Source organism: Qipengyuania sp. SS22 (assembly GCF_025736935.1).
In the GTDB taxonomy this organism is placed as follows: Bacteria; Pseudomonadota; Alphaproteobacteria; order Sphingomonadales; family Sphingomonadaceae; genus Qipengyuania.
In genome coordinates this window covers 513,630-535,567 of sequence record NZ_CP107048.1, presented here as the reverse complement: position 1 = coordinate 535,567, position 21,938 = coordinate 513,630, and the positions used below count along the sequence as shown (strand labels likewise).

General features: G+C 64.5%; 19 protein-coding genes and 1 other RNA gene. 6 read left to right on the top strand and 14 right to left on the bottom strand.

Translation table 11 applies throughout. The features are described from left to right. Positions 1 to 102: 102 nt before the first annotated feature. From lon to N6L26_RS02635, 7 genes are all read right to left on the bottom strand, one after another. Positions 103 to 2,490, bottom strand: a complete 2,388-nt coding sequence (gene lon, locus N6L26_RS02665) for an endopeptidase La (protein WP_263606517.1) — start codon at positions 2,488 to 2,490, stop codon at positions 103 to 105. Between the two features lie 494 nt (positions 2,491 to 2,984). Continuing rightward, positions 2,985 to 3,320: a YbaB/EbfC family nucleoid-associated protein gene (locus N6L26_RS02660; RefSeq protein WP_263606516.1), complete on the bottom strand. Its 336-nt coding sequence runs from the start codon at positions 3,318 to 3,320 to the stop codon at positions 2,985 to 2,987. Continuing rightward, positions 3,317 to 5,140, bottom strand: coding sequence for a DNA polymerase III subunit gamma/tau (locus N6L26_RS02655; RefSeq protein WP_263606515.1), 1,824 nt, complete (start codon positions 5,138 to 5,140; stop codon positions 3,317 to 3,319). Before N6L26_RS02655 ends, N6L26_RS02660 begins: the two co-directional genes overlap by 4 nt. Positions 5,141 to 5,201: 61 nt before the next feature. Further along, positions 5,202 to 5,296, bottom strand: an RNA gene (gene ffs / locus N6L26_RS02650) — signal recognition particle sRNA small type. Positions 5,297 to 5,330: 34 nt separating this feature from the next. Beyond that, entirely contained in the window at positions 5,331 to 5,609 is a 279-nt protein-coding gene (locus N6L26_RS02645) for an ETC complex I subunit (protein ID WP_263606514.1), read from the bottom strand. 105 nt (positions 5,610 to 5,714) lie between these two features. Continuing rightward, the gene (hrpB, locus tag N6L26_RS02640) at positions 5,715 to 8,138 is read right to left on the bottom strand and encodes an ATP-dependent helicase HrpB (protein WP_263606513.1); all 2,424 of its coding nucleotides are present in this window, start codon (positions 8,136 to 8,138) and stop codon (positions 5,715 to 5,717) included. A gap of 20 nt (positions 8,139 to 8,158) precedes the next feature. Continuing rightward, on the bottom strand, positions 8,159 to 9,175 hold the full coding sequence (locus N6L26_RS02635) for a polyprenyl synthetase family protein (protein WP_263606512.1): 1,017 nt from the start codon (positions 9,173 to 9,175) through the stop codon (positions 8,159 to 8,161). Between the two features lie 65 nt (positions 9,176 to 9,240). On the opposite strand from N6L26_RS02635, the gene N6L26_RS02630 reads away from it, so the two are divergent. Next, positions 9,241 to 9,537, top strand: coding sequence for a chorismate mutase (locus tag N6L26_RS02630; protein WP_263606511.1), 297 nt, complete (start codon positions 9,241 to 9,243; stop codon positions 9,535 to 9,537). A gap of 7 nt (positions 9,538 to 9,544) precedes the next feature. Here the strand turns inward: N6L26_RS02630 and N6L26_RS02625 are convergent, their stop codons facing one another. From N6L26_RS02625 to N6L26_RS02610, 4 genes are all read right to left on the bottom strand, one after another. Beyond that, entirely contained in the window at positions 9,545 to 10,861 is a 1,317-nt protein-coding gene (locus N6L26_RS02625) for a sensor histidine kinase (RefSeq protein WP_263607238.1), read from the bottom strand. A gap of 112 nt (positions 10,862 to 10,973) precedes the next feature. Further along, positions 10,974 to 11,651 carry a response regulator transcription factor gene (locus N6L26_RS02620; protein ID WP_263606510.1) on the bottom strand — a complete coding sequence of 226 codons (678 nt, stop codon included), beginning with the start codon at positions 11,649 to 11,651 and terminating at the stop codon, positions 10,974 to 10,976. 84 nt (positions 11,652 to 11,735) lie between these two features. Continuing rightward, positions 11,736 to 12,041 carry a PepSY domain-containing protein gene (locus N6L26_RS02615; protein WP_263606509.1) on the bottom strand — a complete coding sequence of 102 codons (306 nt, stop codon included), beginning with the start codon at positions 12,039 to 12,041 and terminating at the stop codon, positions 11,736 to 11,738. A gap of 67 nt (positions 12,042 to 12,108) precedes the next feature. Beyond that, entirely contained in the window at positions 12,109 to 12,828 is a 720-nt protein-coding gene (locus N6L26_RS02610) for an SIMPL domain-containing protein (protein WP_263606508.1), read from the bottom strand. A 126-nt stretch (positions 12,829 to 12,954) separates the two neighbouring features. Between N6L26_RS02610 and N6L26_RS02605 the strand changes: the two genes are divergently transcribed. The 3 genes from N6L26_RS02605 to N6L26_RS02595 are packed head-to-tail and all read left to right on the top strand — an operon-like array spanning position 12,955 to position 16,928. Then, on the top strand, positions 12,955 to 14,517 hold the full coding sequence (locus N6L26_RS02605; protein WP_263606507.1) for an amidohydrolase family protein: 1,563 nt from the start codon (positions 12,955 to 12,957) through the stop codon (positions 14,515 to 14,517). A 42-nt stretch (positions 14,518 to 14,559) separates the two neighbouring features. Further along, positions 14,560 to 16,365: an ABC-F family ATP-binding cassette domain-containing protein gene (locus N6L26_RS02600; RefSeq protein ID WP_263606506.1), complete on the top strand. Its 1,806-nt coding sequence runs from the start codon at positions 14,560 to 14,562 to the stop codon at positions 16,363 to 16,365. After that, entirely contained in the window at positions 16,362 to 16,928 is a 567-nt protein-coding gene (locus N6L26_RS02595) for a uracil-DNA glycosylase family protein (protein ID WP_263606505.1), read from the top strand. Before N6L26_RS02600 ends, N6L26_RS02595 begins: the two co-directional genes overlap by 4 nt. 67 nt (positions 16,929 to 16,995) lie before the next feature. On the opposite strand, the gene N6L26_RS02590 is transcribed toward N6L26_RS02595, so the two are convergent. Beyond that, a complete protein-coding gene (locus tag N6L26_RS02590; RefSeq protein WP_263606504.1) occupies positions 16,996 to 17,472 on the bottom strand; it encodes a DUF6456 domain-containing protein in 477 nt (158 codons plus the stop codon). 113 nt (positions 17,473 to 17,585) lie between these two features. Between N6L26_RS02590 and N6L26_RS02585 the strand changes: the two genes are divergently transcribed. Both N6L26_RS02585 and N6L26_RS02580 read left to right on the top strand, forming a co-directional pair. Then, positions 17,586 to 18,158 carry a helix-turn-helix transcriptional regulator gene (locus N6L26_RS02585; RefSeq protein WP_263606503.1) on the top strand — a complete coding sequence of 191 codons (573 nt, stop codon included), beginning with the start codon at positions 17,586 to 17,588 and terminating at the stop codon, positions 18,156 to 18,158. Continuing rightward, the gene (locus N6L26_RS02580; RefSeq protein WP_263606501.1) at positions 18,155 to 19,345 is read left to right on the top strand and encodes a glycosyltransferase; all 1,191 of its coding nucleotides are present in this window, start codon (positions 18,155 to 18,157) and stop codon (positions 19,343 to 19,345) included. Before N6L26_RS02585 ends, N6L26_RS02580 begins: the two co-directional genes overlap by 4 nt. Here the strand turns inward: N6L26_RS02580 and secF are convergent. Both secF and secD read right to left on the bottom strand, forming a co-directional pair. Continuing rightward, complete coding sequence (secF, locus tag N6L26_RS02575) at positions 19,342 to 20,319, bottom strand: protein translocase subunit SecF (RefSeq protein WP_263606500.1); 978 nt, start codon at positions 20,317 to 20,319, stop codon at positions 19,342 to 19,344. The genes N6L26_RS02580 and secF overlap by 4 nt on opposite strands. Positions 20,320 to 20,332: 13 nt before the next feature. Beyond that, positions 20,333 to 21,931 (bottom strand): protein translocase subunit SecD, encoded by a 1,599-nt coding sequence (secD, locus tag N6L26_RS02570; RefSeq protein WP_263606499.1) that lies wholly within the window; start codon positions 21,929 to 21,931, stop codon positions 20,333 to 20,335. Between the last annotated feature and the right edge of the window lie 7 nt (positions 21,932 to 21,938).

Genomic DNA, 21,938 nt, shown 5'->3' with positions numbered 1-21,938 from the left:
GAAGCACTCATTCACCATTCGGATGCGCGGTCTGCAACGGCAGGACAGGCCCCGGCATACCGCAGAGCCTGTCCGAGTCGCTGCAATGCAGCACATCTTTTGTTAATGCGCAGTCGGCAGCGGGGCTGGATGTGCGTGGCTCGGCTGGCTCGCGAGATCGTCGGCCTCGGTCCATTCGATTGGTTCGGGCACGCTGCACAGTGCCTGCGCGAGCACCTCGTCGACATGGCTGACCGGGATGATTTCCAGTCCGTCCTTCACATTGCCGGGGATCTCGGCGAGATCCTTCACGTTCTCCTCGGGAATGAGGACCTTCTTGATCCCGCCCCGCAAAGCTGCAAGCAGCTTTTCCTTAAGTCCGCCGATCGCCAGCACGCGGCCGCGTAGCGTCACTTCGCCGGTCATCGCCACATCGGGCCGAACCGGAACACCGGACAGCGTCGAGACGATCGAGGTGACCATGCCCACACCCGCGCTCGGCCCGTCCTTGGGCACCGCGCCTTCGGGGAGGTGGATATGGATATTGCGGCGGTGGAACAGGCTCGGCTTAATACCGTAATGCGGCGCGCGCGCCTTCACGAAGCTGAAAGCCGCGGCGACGCTTTCGTTCATCACTTCGCCCAGCTTGCCGGTCGTCTTGATTTCGCCCTTGCCCGTCGTGGTGACGCTTTCGATGGTGAGCAATTCGCCGCCCACCTCGGTCCACGCCAGACCGGTGACCGCGCCGACCTGCGCCTCGTCCTCACCCATGCCGTGCTTGAACTTGCGCACTCCGGCAAAGTCACTGAGGTTGTCGGGAGTGATCGTGACGCTCTCGACTTCCTTTTCGAGGATCTTGCGCAGGCTCTTGCGTGCCAGCCGTGCCAGTTCACGCTCGAGCGTGCGGACGCCCGCCTCGCGCGTGTAATAGCGGATCAGGTCGCGCAGGCCATCCTCGGTCAGTTCGAATTCGCCGGCCTTCAGGCCATGCTCGCCGATCTGCTTGGGCAACAGGTGACGCTTGGCAATCTCGACCTTCTCGTCCTCAGTGTAGCCTTCCAGCCGGATGATCTCCATCCGGTCGAGCAAGGCCTGCGGCAGGTTCAGGCTGTTCGCCGTGGTGACGAACATGATGTCCGACAAATCGAGGTCGAGCTCGAGATAGTGATCCTGGAACTTGCTGTTCTGTTCGGGGTCGAGCACCTCGAGCAGCGCCGATGCCGGATCGCCGCGGAAATCCTGGCCCAGCTTGTCGATCTCGTCGAGCAGGAACAGCGGGTTGATTTTGCCCGCCTTCTTTAAATTAGTGACGATCTTGCCCGGCAGTGAACCGATATAGGTGCGCCGGTGGCCGCGGATTTCTGCTTCGTCGCGCACACCGCCCAGCGACTGACGCACGAACTCGCGGCCGGTCGCCTTGGCGATGCTCTTGCCGAGCGAGGTCTTGCCGACGCCCGGCGGGCCGACGAGGCACAGGATCGGCCCCTTCAGCTTGCGCGTGCGCGCCTGCACCGCGAGATATTCGATGATCCGGTCCTTGACCTTCTCGAGCCCGTAATGATCGGCATCGAGCACCTGCTGCGCTTCGCCAATGTCTTTCTTGACCTTGCTCTTCTTGCCCCAGGGCAACCCGAGCAGAACGTCGAGGTAGTTGCGGATGACAGTCGCCTCGGCGCTCATCGGCTGCATCGCTTTGAGCTTCTTGAGCTCGGCCTCGGCCTTTTCGCGCGCTTCCTTGCTGAGCTTGGTCTTGCCGATCTTCTCGGTCAGTTCGGCAATCTCATTGCTGCCGTCCTCGTCGCCGCCAAGCTCGTTCTGGATCGCCTTCAGTTGCTCGTTGAGGTAATATTCGCGCTGGGTCTTCTCCATCTGCCGCTTCACCCGGCCACGGATACGGCGCTCGACCTGCAGCACCGACAGTTCGCCCTCCATAAAGGACATAACCATTTCGAGCCGCTTGAGCGGATCCTTCTCGACCAGCAGCGCCTGCTTGTCGGATACCTTGGCATTGATCGCCGCGGCAATCGTGTCGGCCAGTTCACCGGCGTCGTCGATATCGCCAAGCTGTTCGGCGGCTTCCTCGCCAAGCTTCTTGTTGAGCTTGGCGTATTCGCCGAACTGTTCGACCACCTGGCGCATCATCGCCACGACTTCGCTGCCCGAAGCGGTCACCGCATCGTTCATCAAAACTGCCGCTTCGACATGTTCGCCGCGTTCGCTCAGCTGCTCGAGCTGCGCGCGCGAACTGCCCTGGACGAGCACCCGAACGGTCCCGTCGGGAAGTTTGAGCAATTGCAGGACCTGCGCCACCACGCCGACATCGAACAGGTCGTCGCGTTCCGGATCGTCGCATCCGGGATCAAGCTGCGCGAGGAGGAAGATGTCTTTGCTGCCTTCCATCGCGGCTTCGAGCGCGGCCACCGACTTGTCCCGGCCGACAAACAGCGGGACCACCATGCCGGGGAACACCACGATGTCGCGCAGGGGAAGGAGGGGATAGGTCTGGGTCATCAATCAAATTCCAAATCGAAGCCATCTGTGGCCGTTCGAAAAGGAATATGGTGAGCCCTGTCCCGCAACGCAACGCCGGGTCCCAAAGTCATGTGGATGGCGCGGGGTTACAATCAATCGACGTTAACCAAGGTTACCGGTGCAGCCGCTCGGGAAGAGGATCAGAGATTTCCTTGGGGAGTGAATGCAATGATCGACATTGTAATATGCAATGTGGTTGGTCACCGCGTGAACCGCCGCCGCGTTTGGGACGACGGCATGAATTTTCGCACAAATTGCGAGCGATGTCAGACGCCGATGATCCGCGACAAGCAGGGTTGGCGCCCCTTCGATAGCAATCGCGACTCAAACGAAGGCAGGTGCGCGCATCCCCGCCAAGTGTGAATACACGCCTTAGCGAATCGATGGAGTGAGGGGATGATCCGGCCATTTCTTCGACCGGCGCCTGGGAAAGTTCGCCTCACTGGACGCTAAGCACGCCGGGCTTGCCCGGCTTACATGCCCGGCAGTTTGAAACCGGGCGGCAAGCCCACGTCCTGCTGGATCTTGTTCATTTCTTCGGCCGAAACGCGATCGGCCCGGTCGCGCGCATCGTTGAACGCTGCGGTGACGAGATCTTCGACCATTTGCTTTTCTTCGGGCTTCATCAGGCTATCGTCGATCGCAACACCAAGGATGCGTCCGCGCGCAGTCGCGCGCACCTTGACCAGTCCGCCGCCGGCCGAACCCTCGACTTCGATATCATCAAGCTTGGTCTGCGCATCGCCCATCTGCTTCTGGATCGTCTCTGCGGCCTTCTGTGCCTGCGCGAGCATTTCTTCCATATTCATGCTTTTCTACTCCAGGGTATTTCGCGGCGCTCGGGGGGCGCGCCGTCTTCTTCGATCAGTTCGGCATCGGGGAAGGCATCGAATGCCGCCTTCACCAAAGGATGCGATCGCGTCGCAGCGGCAGCCGCTGTGCGTTCCGCTTCGATCACCTCTACCAGCGAGGGCGCACCGGCACCGCCGGCCACTTCCTCGACCGTCCAGCGCTTGCCCGTATGACGATGCAGCGCCTCGCGCAGGACGGGCGCGATATCGTCAGTGAACTTGCCGTCGCGGCCATAGCGCAACATGCCGTCGGCAAGCTCGACGACGCGCACCTGCAGGCGCATGATGCTTGCTTCCTGTAACAGGCCGGACGCATCGATAGCGTCGACCAATCCCTGCCAATCAGGTTGCGCGGTGGCGGTCGGCGCTGCCTCTCCCGCGCCGGCAGGCACGGATGCTGGAGCCGGTCCGGCTTCCGCCAGAGCCTCGATCTTTTTCGCCAGCTTGCCCGGATCGGGCATCTGCCCGGCATGCAGTGTCCGCAACAGCGCCATGCGCAGCGCCACCAACGGATCGGGTGCCAGCCGGACTTCCTCGTGCCCCTTGAGCAGCAATTGCCACAACCGATGCAACTGACCCGCGGGCAGGCGCGATGCCCACTCGGCCAATTGCTCGCGTTCATCGGCGCTGGCGCCTTCAGGTTCGCTGCCCGACACCTGTGCCACGGTGATACGATGGGCGACGTCCATCTGTGCGCGCATCAGCGCAAGCGGTTCCACGCCCAGCGCATATTGTTCATCCACTGCCGCCAGCAGGGCCTTACCCTCGCCTTCGAGGATATGGCCGAACAGGCGGCGCTGTGCGCCCTTGTCGGCGAGGCCGAGCATGTCGCGCACACGCGCCGCGCTGACGCGCCCCTCGGTGTCGAGATCGGCATGCGCGATCGCCTGGTCGAGGATCGAAAGCCCGTCGCGGACCGAACCTTCGGCAGCATTCGCGACGATATGCAGCGCTTCGGCATCAGCCTCGACGCCTTCCTTGCGGCAGATTTCCGCGAAATGCGCTTCGAGCAGTTCGACAGGAATCCGCCGCAGGTCGAAACGCTGCGTGCGGCTGAGCACGGTGACCGGCAGCTTCTCGACTTCGGTCGTGGCAAAGAGGAACTTCACATGCGCGGGCGGCTCCTCGAGCGTCTTGAGCAACGCATTGAATGCATTGCGCGACAGCATGTGGACTTCGTCGATGATGTAGATCTTGTAGCGCGCCGAGACCGCCGCATAGCGCACCGCCTCGATAATCTCGCGCACGTCGTCGACGCCAGTATGGCTTGCCGCGTCCATTTCGATGACATCGATATGGCGCCCTTCGGCAATCGCGCGGCACGGCTCACATTGGCCGCAGGGGCTGATCGTCGGGCCACCCTGCCCGTCGGGGCCGATACAGTTGAGCGCCTTGGCGATCAGCCGCGCGGTCGAGGTCTTGCCGACCCCGCGCACCCCGGTCATCAGGAAGGCATGCGCCAGCCGATCGCGCGCAATCGCATTGGCGAGAGTGCGGACCATCGCCTCTTGGCCGATCAGCTCGGCAAAGGTCTGCGGGCGGTATTTGCGTGCCAGTACGCGATAGGGCTGCGCCGCATCGGGTGTAACCGGTCCGGTTACGGGAGCGGTTGGTGGCGCGGGCTCAGGCTCGGCCTTCTGTTCGGTTTCGCCAGCAGGCGCACCGCCGAACATCGCTTCCTGTCCGGCGTCCTCGAGTTCCGCCACGCTCGGCGTGTCGGCCTCTTCGGCCCCGCTTTCCCACGGAAGGCCGTCAGGATTGTCCGGTGAATCACCCATGCCCGACTAGGTAGGCACTGGCGCGGCAAAAGTCATGCCATGGCGCATACGAATTGTGGGTGAAAAAGGAGCCGGCCGACCCGCCGCAATCCACCTGGGCTGCTTCCTTCCGGACCTGACCCGGTGAGCGAACGCAAACGTCCGACCGACTCCCGGCGCGCCATATGGCGGCGGGAGCGATAAAAATCAATTACCGAAAATTGTCGGCGTAGGCCTGCAGCTTGAGGCTCTTGGCAGGAGTCGCGTGGATGCGCGCTACAATGTCGTATTTCTCGGCGTAGGCCTTCGCCTCTTCCTTGCTTGGGAAGGTCAGCTGGACTTGTGCCTGCGTATCGCCGCTGCCGGTCCAACCCATCAGCGGATCGGCCTGGCGCGCTTCGGACTGCTCGAATTCGAGCACCCATTCATCGGTCCGCGCCCTGCCGGACTGCATGGCGTTTTTCGGTCGCTGGTAGATACGTGCTGACATTTCTCTCGATCCTTCAGACGCCGGGTGGGAACACCCGTCGCTTGGCTACCTCGCATGAGTCCTAAACAGGCCCCGCCCTTGCCTCGCCTTCGGCGTGGAAGTCAACTAGCGCGAGCGGTCGAAGGCGTTCTTGGTCTTCAAACTTGGCGCTTCGGTCCAGGGTTCCTCGGGCCAGCGATGTTTGGGATAGCGCCCCTTCATTTCCTTGCGCACTTCGGCCCAGCTTCCCCGCCAGAAGCCGGGCAGATCGCGTGTCGACTGGATCGGTCGCCCCGCCGGGCTGGTTAGCTTGAGCAGCAGCGGCGTGTTGCCGACCATAGGATGGCGCTCCAGCCCGAACAGCGCCTGCACGCGCACCTCTACGCTCGGCGCGTCATCGCCAACGTAGTCGATCTCGTGAGTGGTCCCCGCGGGCGAGGTGAAAGCGCGAGGCGCCAGCCGATCGAGCCGTTGGCGGCTGTCCCAATCGATCTGCCCGAGCGCGACGTCGACCAGCCTGCCCTTTGGCACCGCCAGATCACGCCTGCCCTTAAGCAAAGGTGCCAGCCACACATCGGCGGTGGCGGCAAGGCCCGCGCTCGAAAGGCTTTCGACGCCTGCATAACCGGCCCTGGCGAGCAGCGCTTGCGGGAGCAGTTTCGCAGGGTTTTCCAGAGCCTTGTCCACAAGCATATCCACAATCGCGCTGGGATCGGGAGCGGGATCGGGACCGCGCGCCAGCGTGATCGCGCCGAGCCTGCGTTCGAGCAAGGCCTCGACCCGGTCCCCCGTCCAGCGCAGGACCTGTCGGCGCTCGATACGGTCAGGAAGCCAGCGTTCCAGCTCGATTTCTTCCAGAGCAATACCCGAGGTTATCCGCGCGCCCTTGGCTTGCCCCTGCGCATCGCCCACCACCATGAACGCCGCGCGGGCGAGCGGGGAAGTCGGATCGAGGACGAAGCCCCTGCCCCCTGCTGCGAGCCACTGTTCGCCGCTGGCATCGCGCCGCTTGGCAATGAATTCAGGCCGCCCTGCTGCCAGAAGGATCGCTGGCGGCGGCGCATTGCCGGTCGAAACCCGATCGGCAAGGTCGGCGGCGCGCTTGGCCCATCGCCCAGCCAGCTTGCGACTGGCATCGGCCCGGCGGCTGCGATCGGCATTCCAGCGCGTGAGGCGCGCTTCCAGATCCTCACCCCGACCACCCAGCCCGCGTTCCTGCAGCAACAGCGCCAGCCGCGCGGCCTGTTCGGCTGCGCCATGCTCGGCCCCGAACAGCACGGTCGCCGCACCCTGCGGGTCGAGCGGCAATTGCGCGAGCTTGCTGCCACGCGGCGTAATCCGGCCGGTTTCATCCAGCGCGTCCAGCGCCGCCAGCATTTGCCGCGCCGCGCCGACCGAAGCTTCCGGGGGTGGATCGAGCCATGCGAGGTCCGCAGGATCGCCGCTGCCCCATTGCGCCAGCGCCAGCACCAGCGGAGCAAGGTCGGCCGTAACCATTTCGGGCGGATCATAGGCGGGCCGCCCGGCATGCCCCGCTTCCTCCCACAAACGGTAAGCCACGCCCGGCCCCTGCCGCGCTGCGCGTCCGGCACGTTGCGCCGCCGCCGCCTGACTGGCACGATGCGTTACCAGATGCGTCGTCCCCGCGGCCCGGTCGAATTCGGCCCTCCGCGACAGTCCCGCATCGACCACCACCGAAACACCGTCGAGCGTCAGCGAAGTTTCAGCGATCGCAGTTGCGAGTACGATCCTGCGCCGCCCCCCGGGATCGCGTTTGATGGCCGCGCGCTGGCCCGCCGGATCGACCTGTCCGTGCAGCGGCAGGAGAAGCGCAGCGGGCAGCCGCGCTTCGAGCCGCTCGCGTGTTCGCTCGATCTCGCGGACACCAGGCAGGAAGGCGAGGATGTCGCCCTCTTCCTGCCGCCAAGCGGTGCCAATGGCCTGCGTCATGGCGTCCTCGACCGCGACCTGCGGCGACGAGCCGAGCCATTCGATCCGCAGCGGATATGCCCGGCCAGCGCTTTTTATGACCGGTGCCTCTTCGCCCAGCAGGCGCGCAAAGCGGCTGCCGTCGATGGTCGCCGACATGACCAGCACGCGCAAATTCTCGCGCAACACGGCGCGGCTTTCGAGCGCGAGCGCCAGCCCCAGATCGCTGTCGAGATGACGTTCGTGCGCTTCGTCGAACAGCACTGTCGATATGCCGGACAATTCCGGATCGGCGAGGATCGTGTTTACGAAAATGGCCTCGGTCACGACGAGCACGCGAGTTCGTGCCGAACGCTTGCTGTCGAGGCGGCTGAGATAGCCGATCGTTTCGCCGGGTTTCTCCCCCAGCGTTTCGGCCATCCGCTCGGCCACGGCGCGGGCGGCAACCCGGCGCGGCGAAGTCAGGATGATCGTGCCGCTGCACCAGTCCTGGTCGAGCAGCGCGGGTGCGACCGCGGTGGTCTTGCCCGCGCCGGGCGGCGCAACCAGCACGGCACCAGTCTGCTCACGCAGTGCGCCGAGCAATTCGGGAATTACGGAGAGGATCGGCAATGCGGGCACGCCAGCGGCCCTAGGACGGATCAGTACCCGCGCGCTACCGCGAACAGCGCCGCCTGCGTCATCGCTTGGCGAGCAGTGCTGTCAGGGAAGATCGACAGCGCATCGATCGCCCGCTGGGCGAAGTGCCGCGCGCGCAGTTTGGTATCGTCGACCGCGCTATGGCGATCGATCAGTGCAATTGCCTGTTCGAGGTCATCGTCGCTCGTCCGGAAACCGCCGATCGCCGCTTTCCAAAAGGCGCGCTCTTCCTCGTTGCCGCGGGCATAGGCGAGGATGACGGGCAGCGTCATTTTGCCCTCGCGGAAATCGTCGCCGCGATCCTTGCCCATGGTGGCGGCGTTCGAATCGTAATCGAGCGCGTCGTCGACCAGCTGGAATGCAACGCCGAGATTGCGACCGTATTCGTCGAGCGCCTGCTCCTGTTCGTCGCTGCACTCGGCAATGACCGCGGCAATCCGGCTGGCCGCGGCAAACAGCGCTGCGGTCTTGGCGCGGATGATATTGAGGTAGCGTTCCTCACTTGTGTCGATCTTGCGCTGCGCGGTGAGCTGGTCGACCTCGCCTTCGGCAATGATCGCGCTTGCGCCCGAGAGGATCTTGAGCACCTTGAGGCTGCCGTCCTCGGTCATCAGTTCGAACGAGCGGCTGAACAGAAAATCGCCGACCAGCACGGTCGCGGGATTGCCATAGATGATATTGGCTGCCGCCTTGCCGCGGCGCAGGTCGGACCCGTCAACGACATCGTCGTGCAGCAGCGTGGCAGTGTGGATGAACTCCACCGCGGCGGCGAGCTTGTGCTGGCGTGTGCCGCTGTAGCCGACCAGTTCGGCCCCTGCGAGCGTCAGCATCGGGCGCAGGCGCTTGCCCCCGCCCGCGATCAGATGCCCCGCAAGCGCCGGGATCAGCGGCACTTCGCTTTGCATCCTATCGAGGATGACCTGGTTGACCCGGTTCATGCCCTGCGCGGTGAGAGCCAGCATGGGTTCGATCGAGCCCTCAGGCTCTGCGCGATTCAGGGGGATTACGTCGGCAGACATTTCGGCTTGGCCATGGTCTGCCCAAGCTTTCTTGGCAAGACGGGATTTGCTGTTAGCGTGATCGAATGTCCGACGCCCCACAGCCCGATGCCGTCCTTGCCGGCTTTCGCAAAAGCATCGACAATATCGATGCCGCGCTCATCCATATGCTCGCCGAGCGTTTCCGGATCACGCAGGCGGTGGGCGAATACAAGGCCAAGGTCACGCTGCCCCCCGCCGATCCGGCGCGCGAGCAAGAACAGATCATGCGGCTTCGGCGGTTGGCCGAAGACAGCGAGCTAGACCCCGAGTTCAGCGAGAAATTCCTGCGCTTTATTATCGACGAAGTGATCCGCCACCACGAACGCGCGGCGCGGCGCTAGACCCTGTTTACAGCGCGCTGCGCGGCAGGGTGAGCTTGACCAGCAGGCCGCCCAGATCCTCGCTCTCGCCCAGTTCGACCGAGCCGCCGTATATCTCGACCACATCGCGCACGATGGCGAGGCCGAGTCCGGTTCCGGGCTTGCCCGTGTCGAGCCGTGCACCGCGGTCGAAGATACGCGGCCGTTCGCTTTCGGGGATACCGATACCGTCATCCTCGATCCAGATGATGCAGCGGCTGGCTGCCGGATCGGCATCGATCGTGACGAATACGCTGCCCCCGCCGTATTTGGCGGCATTCTCGATCAGATTGCCGAGGATTTCATCGAGATCCTGCCGTTCCATCGAGACCACGGCATCGCGATTCCCGTCGAGGTCGAAGCGGGTTTCTTCGTAAATACGGGTAACCGCGCGCAGAACGCTTTCGGCGCTCGGCCAGACCTCGGCGCGCGCATGGCCGCTGGCGCGGCGGCCCACCGCGCGGGCGCGCGCCAGGTGATGTTCGACATGACGCTGCATGGTCTTGGTTTCGCGGCAGACGAGGTCGGACAGCCGCGGATCGTGCGCGGTGGCCGCATTGGTAAGCACCGTTAGCGGGGTCTTGAGCGCATGCGCCAGATTACCCGCATGCATCCGCGCTTCCTCGGCCTGCTGTTCGGTATGTGCGAGCAGCGCGTTGATTTCATCGACCAGCGGTTCGACCTCGAGCGGGAGCGGGTCGGTGATCCGGTTGGTGCCGTGGGTGCGCATGGCCTGGATTGCGTTGCGCACGCGCCGCAGCGGCGAAAGGCCGTACCAACTTTGCAGCATCGCCATCGCCAGAAGGCCTAGCGCCAGGGCGGCAAAACTCCAGACCAGGATCGAGCGGATCCGCGTGATCTGGTAATCGAGTTCGTCGCGGGCGGAGGCAACCGCGAAGGTCCAGCGCGTGTCGCTATCGGGCAGGATCACGGTCCGTTCGACGATCCGCAGGGGTTCGTTCTCGAACTGGTTCGAGTTGTAGAAATGCGGCTCATTGTCGATGTGATCGCCTTCGACCGTCAGGCTGCGATCCCACAGGCTACGGCTTGGAAACGGCTGATGTCCCTCGCCGGTGATCTGCCAGTAGACGCCGCTATTGGGTTCGAGAAACCGTTGATCGCCAAGCGAGCGGTAGAGCTGCACATCGCCGAAGCTGTCGATCTCGGCCGAGGTAATCAGAGCAGTCTGGACGTATTCGAGCTGTTCATCGAAATTGTCCTCGACCAGCCGCACCAGCGTGCGATCGAGCGCAAATCCGCCGCCGAGCAGGAGCACGCCGATCCATAGCGCGGCGATCGCCATCATGCGCCGCGCAAGGCTGCGCTTCGCGGGCGGTGCGGCGAGGGTCACCGGGCTGTCGGCAGCAGGGTCTGGCGGCGGGGGTTTCCCGACCTTCAGCACCGTGCCGGGCGCAGCGTCAGGCGCGCGGCTGGTCGGCGGGGTCGTCGAGACTATATCCGAGTCCACGGATCGTCGTGATTACTTCGGCACCCAGCTTCTTGCGGATGCGCGTGACGAAGACCTCGATCGTGTTCGAATCGCGGTCGAAATCCTGATCGTAAATATGCTCGATCAGCTCGGTGCGGCTGACCACCTTGCCCTTGTGGTGCATCAGATAGCTGAGCAGCTTGTATTCCTGCGCGGTCAGCTTGACCGGTTCACCCTTGAGCGTGACGCGGCCCGAGCGCGTGTCCAGCCGGACATTGCCGGCGGTCAGTTCGCTCGACGTATTGCCCGAAGCGCGGCGGATCAGTGCGCGCAGGCGGGCGATCAGTTCTTCGGTCTGGAACGGCTTAGCGAGGTAATCGTCCGCGCCTGCATCGAGGCCCGCGACCTTGTCCGACCAACTGTCGCGCGCGGTCAGGACCAGGACGGGGAACTTGCGGCCTTCCTTGCGCCACATGCCGAGAACGGTCAGCCCGTCGATCTCGGGCAGGCCGAGATCGAGAATCACTGCGTCGTAATCCTCGGTGCTGCCCAGAAAATGGCCGTCTTCGCCATCGGTGGACAAATCCACCGCATAGCCGTTCTGCTCGAGCGTCGACTTGAGTTGCTGGCCCAGGGTGGGCTCATCCTCGACGATCAGGATCCGCATAAATGTCCGTCCTCGGATTGTTTGGAGCGCGTTTCGTTCATGTAGATGAACGCGTCAACCTGAACGGAGTTTCGCCGGGGCAAATCAGCGACTGCGCCGGAGTACCTTGCCGGTGCGCGCATCGACATCGACATACATCACGCGGCCTTCCTTGATGAACTTCAGGCGGTAGGCCATCGCGGTCGAATCGTACGCCGGGCCAAGATATTCCGCCCCGCGCATAGTGGGCAGGATACGTGCCTCGATATCGCGTAACTGCAGGATATTGCCCGCACTCATTTCGCGCCGCGCCTCGCCCTGTTCGGAACGCGGCTGGGCAAACGCGGGCGCAGCCATGATGGGGCTCGCGACGAGCCCCAAGGCGAGGAAAGAGGCGAAAATGCGCTTCATGATGCGATCCTGCCTAGCCTCGGGGCATTGAACAAGGACTGAATATCCGTGGTGGCGTTCATGCAGCCTAACGGGTCATCTCGAACTTGACGGTCAGCGAAACCATCGTGCCCACCAGGCCCGGCTCGACCGGCGTCGGTGCAGCCGAGACCTTGATCGCCTGGCGCGCATCCGATTCGGCAAAGGGCATCGGTCCGCTCGAAGCTACGGATTCGCTGACTTCGAGCAGCCTTACGCCGCCAAAACCCGACCATTGCGCATATTCCTCGGCCTGCGCCCTCGCCTTGTCGAAGGCCGCCTTGCGGGCCTGTGCGCGCGCGGGGCTGTCATCATCGAGCGAGAAACGCGGTCCGCCGATATCGGTCGCACCGGCAGCGACCAGCGCGTCGAGCACCTCACCCGCCCGCTTCACGTCGCGCAAGGTCACGCTCACGCGATTGGAAGCCTGATAGCCGCGGAACACCTGCTTGCGGGTCGACTGGTCGTAGTCATATTGCGCGCCGAGATTGATTCCGGTCGTCTGGATATCGTCTTCATCGATACCAAGCGCTTTGATGCGATCGATCACCGCGGTCATTTCGCGCGCATTGATCTGCATAGCCTCGACTGCGGTGCGTGCCTGGCTGGTTACGCCCGCGCTGATGTCGACGATATCGGGCTTGGCATCGACGGTCTCGCTCACAGACAGTTCGACCACCGGCCCCTGGCTGGCGATCTGGACTTGTGCGGCCTGTACCTGCGAAGCGGTGGCGGCAATGGCCAGCGCGGGAATAGCGAAACGGATCATGGGCTTGCTCCTCATTTGTCGAGCGGAATATCGGCTTTGCAGCTTTACGGCTTGCTGAACGGATGGGTTCCCGCTTTTCTCGGCCAGCGCTTACCGCTAGCCATAGCGCCAATCGAGAGGGAATGCATGAAAGCCTGGAAATACGCGCTGGCCGCTGCGGCCATGATGGTGACGATCCCGTTGGCCGCGCAGATGGAACCGGTCCCGGCGCGCACCGCCGACGAGGGCGAAGGGCCCTTTGGCAAGCTGCTGATCCGCGGCGCCACCGTAATCGAGGGCAGCGGTGCCCCGCCCGCCGGACCGATCGACATCATGGTCGAAGGCAATCGCATCGCTGCGCTCTATCCCGGCGGTGCTCCGGCTGATGAGGCGCAATCCGCGCAGCGCGTGGTCGATGCGCAAGGCATGTATGTCCTGCCCGGCTTCGTCGATGTGCATGGCCATAATGGCGATGCGTCGAAGGCGCCGCAGCCATCCTATGGCTACAAGCTGTGGCTCGCGCATGGGGTGACCACGGTGCGCGGGGTGAGCTTCTACTTCGGCCCGGATACCCCCGACCTGTCCGACGCGCGCCGCAGCGCCGCGAATACCATCACCGCGCCGCGGCTGATCCCCTACGCCGTCTTTGGCGACAAATGGTCGCGCGGAACCCCCGACACCCCTGCCGGTGCGCGCGAATGGGTCCGCTGGGCCAAGGCGCAGGGCTATTGGGGCGTCAAATTCTTCAACGGCTATTCGCCGGAAGTCTTCGCGGCTGCCTTCGACGAGGCGGAGAAGCAGCAGATGGGCACCGTCGCGCATCTCGCGCAAACCGGGGCGGCCGAGGTCAACGCGCGCAAGGCGGTTGAACTCGGGCTCGACGACGTCACGCATTTCTATGGCCATTTCGAAAGCCTGCTGAAGGACGGCGCGCTCCCCTATTACCCCGAGGACTACAACTACTTCGACGAGCAATCGCGGTTCGCCTGGGTAGCCCGGCTCGCCCCGCAGGCCGTCGAGCCGGGTAGCGAGATGTGGGACGATTACGTCGACCTGCTGATCGAGAACGGCGTTACGCTGAGCCCGACCTTCAACATCTACGCCGCCAGCCGCGACGTGATGCGTGCGCGCGGCTTGGATTGGCATGCTCAATATACGTTGCCCTCGCTGATGGATTTCTACGCGCCCAACGCAACCAATCATGGGAGCTATTACAAGGACTGGACCAGCGAGGACGAGGTCGCCTGGCGGAATTTCTACGCCAAGTGGTTCGCGCTGACGAAGGATTTTCACGATCGCGGCGGGCGCGTCACTGCGGGTTCCGACCCGGGCTATATCTACCAGACATGGGGCTTCGCCTATATCGGCGAGCTGGAAATGCTGCGCGAGGCAGGACTTTCGCCGCTTGCCGTCATTCGCGCGGCCACTCTCGACGGGGCGCGCGAACTGTACGAGCCGCAGGGCGAGGAGCCGCCGATGGGCCGGATTGCAGTGGGACAGCTGGCCGACCTGGTGATCGTGCCCGAGAACCCGCTGGCCAATCTCAAGGTGCTCTATGGCACCGGCCATACGCGGCTCAATCGCGAGACCGGGGCAATCGAGCAGGTCGGCGGGGTGCGCTGGACCATCAAGGACGGGATCGTTTACGACGCGCCGCAATTGCTCGCCGACGTCGCGCGGATGGTCGCCGAGCAGGAGGCAGCGCGCTAGCGTCTTGCGGAGCGGCGTCCGCGCGCCTACCTCGCGCGCTTCATGGCGCAACCACCCATTCTCAGCCTCGAAGGCATTGCCCTGCAGCAGGGCGGCAAATGGCTGTTCGGCGGCCCCGATCACGAACCGCTCGACCTGCATGTCGGCCCGCGCGACCGCATCGCGCTGATCGGGCGCAACGGTGTGGGCAAGACCACGCTGTTCCGCATGATCGACGGGCAGGTCGAAACCGACGCCGGCATCCGCAAGACCAAGCCCGGCATGCGGATCGTCGTGCTCGAGCAGGACCCGGACCTATCGGGCCATGCCACACTGATGGAATGGGCGCTGGCAGGCGACCTTGCGCCCGAGGAGCACGAGATCGACGCGATTGCCGGACAGCTCGGCATCGACATGGCGCGCGAAACCAGGGGCGCGAGCGGGGGCGAGAAACGCCGCGCGGCGATCGCGCGGGCGCTGGCCCAGGACCCCGACCTGCTGCTGATGGACGAGCCGACCAACCATCTCGACCTTGGCGCGATCGACTGGCTCGAAAGCTGGCTCGAACGCTACAAGGGCGCCTTCCTCGTCATCAGCCATGACCGGACGTTCCTCAAGCGACTGACCCGCTCGACACTGTGGCTCGACCGCGGAAGCCTGCGCCGCAAGGAAGTGGGCTTCGGCGGTTACGAAGCGTGGGAAGAGCAGGTCTATGCCGAGGAAGCCCGCGCAGCGGAGAAGCTCGATGCCAAGCTCAAGCTCGAGGCGCACTGGCTCGAACGCGGGGTAACCGCGCGGCGCAAGCGTAACCAGGGCCGGCTCGAGAAGCTGGGCCAGATGCGCGCGCAACGCGCCTCGATGATCGACGCCGCGGGGACCGCCAAGCTCAAGCTGGCGACCGAGGAGGACTTCAAGTCCAAGTCGGTGATCGCGGCCGAGAACATTACCAAGGCCTATGGCGGCCGGACCATCATCAAGCCGTTCTCGCTGCGCATCCAGCGCGGCGACCGCATCGGCATCGTCGGCGCCAATGGCGCGGGCAAGACGACGCTGCTCAAGATGCTCACCGGCGAACTCGCACCCGACAGCGGCAAGATCGACATCGCCAAGACGCTCACCGGGGTGATGATCGACCAGCAACGCCAGCTGCTCACCGCCGACAAGACCGTGCGCCACGTGCTCGCCGAAGGCGGCGACTGGATCGACGTGCGCGGCAATCGCAAGCATGTGCAGGCCTATCTCAAGGACTTCCTGTTTGATCCCAAGATCGTCGACATGAAGGTCAGCGTACTGTCGGGTGGCGAACGCAGCCGGCTGCTGCTGGCGCGCGAATTCGCCAAGGCGTCGAACCTGCTCGTCCTCGACGAACCGACCAACGACCTCGATCTCGAAACGCTCGACCTGCTGCAGGAAGTCATCGCCGATTACGAAGGCACGGTGCTGATCGTCAGCCATGACCGCGACTTCCTCGACCGGACCGTCACGATCACGCTCGGCCTCGACGGGACCGGCAAGGTCGATGTGGTCGCGGGCGGCTACGAGGACTGGGAGCGCAAGCGCCGCCAGCCGATCGCGGGCAAACCCAAAGTGGAGAAGCAGGCGGTCAAACCCGCGGCCGCGCCACCGCCACCCGCAAAGTCGACCAAGCTCTCGTACAAGGACCAGCGCGACTTCGAACTGCTGCCAACGCGCATCGAGGAGCTCGAAATCGCGATTGCCAAGGGCGAGGCGATCCTGTCCGATCCCGAACTCTACACCGCCGATCCGCAGCGCTTCGCCAATATCTCCAAGGGGCTCGAGAACGCCCGCACCGAGAAGGATGCGGCGGAAGAGCGCTGGCTGATGCTGGCGGAGGCGGTCGAAGGGTGAGCCTCGAGGCCGAGATCGCGGCCTGTCGCCTCTGCGCCGACCACTTGCCGCACGGCGTGCGCCCCGTGGCCAGCTTCTCGGCAACCGCGCGGTTGCTGATCATCGGCCAGGCGCCCGGATCGAAGGTCCATGAAAGCGGCATTCCGTGGGACGATGCCAGCGGCGACCGCCTGCGCGAATGGACCGGACTGACCAAGGACCAAATGTACGATCCCGCTCGTGTCGCGCTGGTCCCGATGGGGTTCTGCTATCCCGGCAAGGCCAGCGGGGGTGACAAGCCGCCGCGCCGCGAATGCGCCGCGCAATGGCACGAACGCGTGCTCGACGTACTTCCCGAAGACCGGCTGACGCTGCTGGTCGGCACCTATGCGCAGGCGCAGTACCTCCCCGCGCCGCGTACGCTGTCGATGACCGACCGGGTCCGCCAGTTCCGCGATTACCTGCCGCATTTCATCCCCCTGCCCCACCCCGCCTGGCGTTCGACCATCTGGATGCGCCAGCACCCGTGGTTCGAAGCCGAAGTGCTGCCCATCTTGCGCGAGACGGTTGCGCAGCGCGTGTAGGACCGGGCCGGTTCGCGTCCAACGACATGGACCACATGGACCACTGTCCTGCGCAAAATATCCCGTCTCAGCCGATCCGGTAGAAAACCGCCACCCGGTCGAGCGCGAGTTTGAGCACCAACTTGCCGCTGCGCGCGGGCCATTCGAGCGCCTGCTCCGCCCCCGGCAACCCCTCGCCCGCACAGACGACACGCCACAGGATATCGTTCAGTCCCGGCCCTGCCTCGCGCATCGCACCGTGGAAGCGCTCCTTGGCCGCAAGCTGACGCTCCGACGGGGAGAGGCCGTGGTCCGCCGCGCCGCCATCGACCCGCACCGGGTCCCAGCGCATCGTGGTCGATGGGGCGATCTGCGCGCGCTCGTAATCGGCGCGCAGCCGTTCGCCGGCATCGAACTGCCGGTCAGTCAGATGCCCGCGCGAATACAGCCAGCTGAGCGGGCTTTCGGCAAGATTGACCGTCACACTGCGCCGCTGGCCATGCGCGGCGGCGCCCCGGCGCGGGCCTTCCTCCGTCAGTTCGCGTTCGACGAGTGTGCGGCGCATGGCAGTCTCCCCTAATCCAATGGGTTCGGTGTTTTCGACGAGTTTACCCTTGCGCCGCGACGGTTCCTGTAGGAAACGGGAAAAACCAAATCGGTTATCTGTGGGGCAGCCAAGTGATCAACCGGATCCGCGACATTCGCAAGCAGAAGGGCCTGACGCTGGCCGACCTCGCCGAGGCCTGCACGCCGCCAACCACCCCGCAGACCGTTGGACGGCTCGAAACCGGGATGCGCAATCTCTCGCTCAAATGGATGGAGCGGATCGCCGCCGCGCTCGAGGTCGACCCCGAAATGCTCGTGCGCAGCGAAAAGGCCGGTCACCCGCAAGTCGTCGCCACGCTGGCGAAGGCCGGACCCGAAGCGCTCGCTACACCGCAGGATGCCATCCTCGCCACCGATCTAGGCGGCGACGGCTCGCTAATGGTGCTCGATATCGCCTATCCGCATGGAGAATACCGTCCTGGCGACCAGCTATGGCTGCGCCAGCTTAATCCGGAAGAAGCGTCACGCGCGATCAATCGCGATGTGCTGGTCCCGAAAAAGGGCGGGCGCTTCGCCTTTGGACGGCTGATCGACCGGCAGGGCAAGATGGTCGGCCTGCTCCCTCCCGGTCATGGCGAGAAGCAGCAGGTGGTGGACAGTCCCGCCTGGATCGCGGTGGCGGAAATGCTGGTGCGCCGGCTGTGAGTACCGCGAAGACCCGCCGCGTGTTGTCGCTGGCGACACTGTTTCCCAATGCCGCCAATCCGCGCTTCGGCATCTTCGTGGCCAAATCGCTCGAGGCGTTGCAGCGCGATACGCATTGGGACGTCACGGTCATCAATCCGATCGGCCTCCCGCCGCTCGCGTTCGGGCGCTACCGCGCATTGGCGAGTGCTGCCGGGGATGGCCGCGAATTCGGGATGGATATCCATCGCCCCACTTTCCGCCTGCTCCCCAAGATCGGTGGCAGGCTCAATCCCGGGCTGATCGCCAAGACCGTCCTCCCGCTCGCCCGCCGCCTGCATGCGGAACACCCGTTCGACCTCGTCGATGCGCAATTCTTCTATCCCGACGGGCCCGCGGCGATGATGATCGCGCGTGAACTGGGCCTGCCCTTCTCGGTCAAGGCACGCGGGGCCGACATTCATTACTGGGGCGCGCGCGCCTATGGTCGCGACGCATTGCTCGAAACCGCGCGCGAGGCGGCGGGTGTGCTGGCGGTATGCGCAGCGCTGGCCGATGACATGGCGACGCTGGGGATGGAGCGCGAGAAAATCGCGGTGCACTACACCGGGCTCGACCGCGACCTGTTCCGGCCAATGGACCATGTCGGCCTGCGCACGCGGCTGGGCGAGACATTCTCCATTCCCATATCCAGCAACGATCGCCTGCTGGTGAGTGTCGGCGCGTTGATCGAACGCAAGGGCCAGGCGCTGGTGATCAAGGCACTGGCCGATCTGCCGCGGGCCCGACTGCTATTGATCGGCAAGGGCGAAGACGAAGCGAGCCTGCGCGCGCTGGCGAAAGAAGTCGGCGTGGCCGAGCGGGTCCATTTTCTCGGCAGCCTCGCCCCGACGATGCTGCCGCCGATCCTGTCGGCTGCGGATGCCCTGGTATTGCCCTCGGCCAGCGAGGGTCTTGCCAATGCCTGGATCGAGGCGCTGGCTTGCGGGACGCCGATCGTCATCACCGATGCGGGCGGCGCACGCGAAGTGGTAACCGCGCCCGAAGCCGGGGTGATCGTCGCGCGCAACTGCCGCGCCATTCGCGAGGGGATCGACCTGGTGATCCGCCGTCCCCGCTCACCCGAGACGGTGGCGGCGACGGTCGAGAAATTCAGCTGGGTAGAGAACGCCGCGGCGCTCGCCACCCATTACGACGCGATTGCCTAGACCAGGCCGCGCGCCTTCTTTTCCTGCTGGTCGGCGACGGTTTCGGTCGGGACGAAACTGTCGCTGGTGACGCCCAGCCAGACGAGGATCGGCGCGGCCATATAGACCGAGCTGTAGGTACCCACGAACAGGCCCAGCGTGATCCCGGCGACCATGCCGAACAGGCTGGCGGGACCAAACAGCAGCAGCGGCAGCAATGCGACCAACAGCGTCACCGAGGTCATCACCGTCCGGGCGAGCGTTTCGTTCACCGACAGGTCGAGCAGCGCGGGCAGTTCCATCTTGCGGAACTTCTTCAAATTCTCGCGGATACGGTCGTAGACCACGATGGTATCGTTGAGCGAATAGCCGATGATCGCGAGGATCGCCGCAATGATCTGCAGGCTGAATTCCATCTGGAATAGCGAGAACATCCCCAGCGTCAGGCTGACATCGTGGAACAGCGCGAACAGCGCGCCCACCCCAAACTGCCATTCGAAGCGAACCCAGATGTAAAGCGCGATCGCCGCCATCGCCGCGAGCAGTGCATAAAGCGCGGTCTGGCGGAATTCACCCGAAACCTTGCCCGAGACATTGTCATTCCCGTCGAGCCGGAAATCCTCGTAATCGGACTGCAGCGTCTCGACGATATCGTTCGCGGCGGCCTGCGCGGCTTCCTTGTCGGCGGATACGTCGTCAGGCAGGCGGACGCGGATCGAGACCTGGTTGTCCTCGCCGAAGCGCTGGACCACCGGATCGCCATAGCCGAGCGTGGCGACCTTTTCGCGCAACTCGCCCACCGGGGCTTCGACGCTCTGGGTGAAGGTCGCGCGCACTTCGAGGCCGCCGGCGAAGTCGACGCCGTAATTGAGCCCCTTGGTGAAGACCAGCGCCCAGCTTGCGGCGATCAGCAGGATGCTGATGGCGAAGAACGGAATACGCCAGCGGAGGAACTTGATGTTGGTGTCGTCGGGGACGAGCTTGAGCAGTTTCATATCGTCGCCCTCCTTACAGCACGATGTCTTTGGGCTTGGATTTGCGCAGCCAGTCGGCAACCCACATGCGGGTCAGCGTGACGGCAGTGAAGACGCTGGTGAACAGGCCGATGATCAGCACCACCGCGAAACCGCGGATGGGGCCCGATCCGAACAGGAACAGCAGCACGCCGGCGATGAAATTGGTGACGTTCGCGTCGTAGATCGCGCGGCTCGCTTCCTTGTAGCCGTTCTCGACCGCGGCGATCACGCGCCGGCCGCGCTTGCGTTCCTCGCGGATACGCTCGTTGATCAGCACGTTGGCATCCACCGCCGCGCCGATGGTCAGCACGAAACCGGCAATACCGGGCAAGGTCAGCGTGGTATTGAGCGCGGCCATGATACCCAGCAGCATCGCCACGTTGATGACCAGCGCGACCGTCGCATAGACACCGAAGCGGCCATAGCTGGCGATCATCAACGCGATGACCAGCAGCGAACCGACCAGCATGGCGAGCATGCCGCGCTTGATCGAGTCGGCGCCGAGATCGGGGCCGACGGTGCGTTCCTCGATCACTGCGAGATCGACCGGCAGCGCGCCCGAGCGCAGCGAAATCGCCAGCTGGTTCGCCGTCTCGACCGAGAAACCGCCCGATATCTGCGCGGTGCCGCCACGGATCGGCTCGTTGATATTGGGCGCCGACAGCACCGTATCGTCGAGGATGATCGCAAAGGGCTTGCCGACATTCTCGGTCGTCAGCTTGGCGAAACGGCGTCCGCCATCGCTGTCGAACTGGATATTGACCACCGGTTCGTTGGTCTGCGGATCGAAGCTCTGCTGCGCGCCGGTCAGATTGTCGCCGCGGATACCACCGAGGCGGCGTACTGCGAGCGAGGATCCGGCAAAGGCGGACGTATCCGCATAGGCAAAGATTTCGGAGCCCGGAGGGGCGAGGCCCTGCTGCACGTCGCTGGGCAAGGCATTCTGGTCGACAAGCTTGAATTCGAGCTTGGCTGTCTGGCCCAGCAGCGCCTTGAGCTGGTCGGGATCCTGCAGGCCGGGGACCTGCACCACGATGCGCGTATCGCCCTGACGGATGATCGTCGGTTCGCGTGTGCCGAGTTCGTCGATACGCTTGCGCACGACTTCGGTCGCGCTTTCCATTGCATCGCCGACCGCCTGGTCGATCCCCTCGGAGGTGGGGGTGAGGATCATGCGATTGCCGTCCTCGACCGCCAGATCCCATTCTCGAACCAGACCGGTGCCGTTGATCGACGGCAGCAGCAATTCGCGCGCACGGTCGACCTGCCCCGGATCGTCGAGCATGAAGCTGAGCCGTCCATCACGGGTCGAAACGTCACCGATGCGGATCCGCGGTTCGGCGCGGCGCATGGTGTTGCGCACGTTCTCTTCCATGTTCTCGAGCCGCTGCGTCGCGACCTGCGCGGCGTCGGCCTCGAGCAGGATGTGGCTGCCGCCGGCAAGGTCGAGACCGAGGTTGACCATCGGGTCGGGCAGCACGTCGGGCCAGCGAACACTGGTGGCCGACAGCAACGAAGGCAGCGCGGCGGCGATGCACAGGCCGGTAATCAGCCAGAGCCAGACCTTACGCCAGGTAGGGAAATCGAGCATGGAGGGG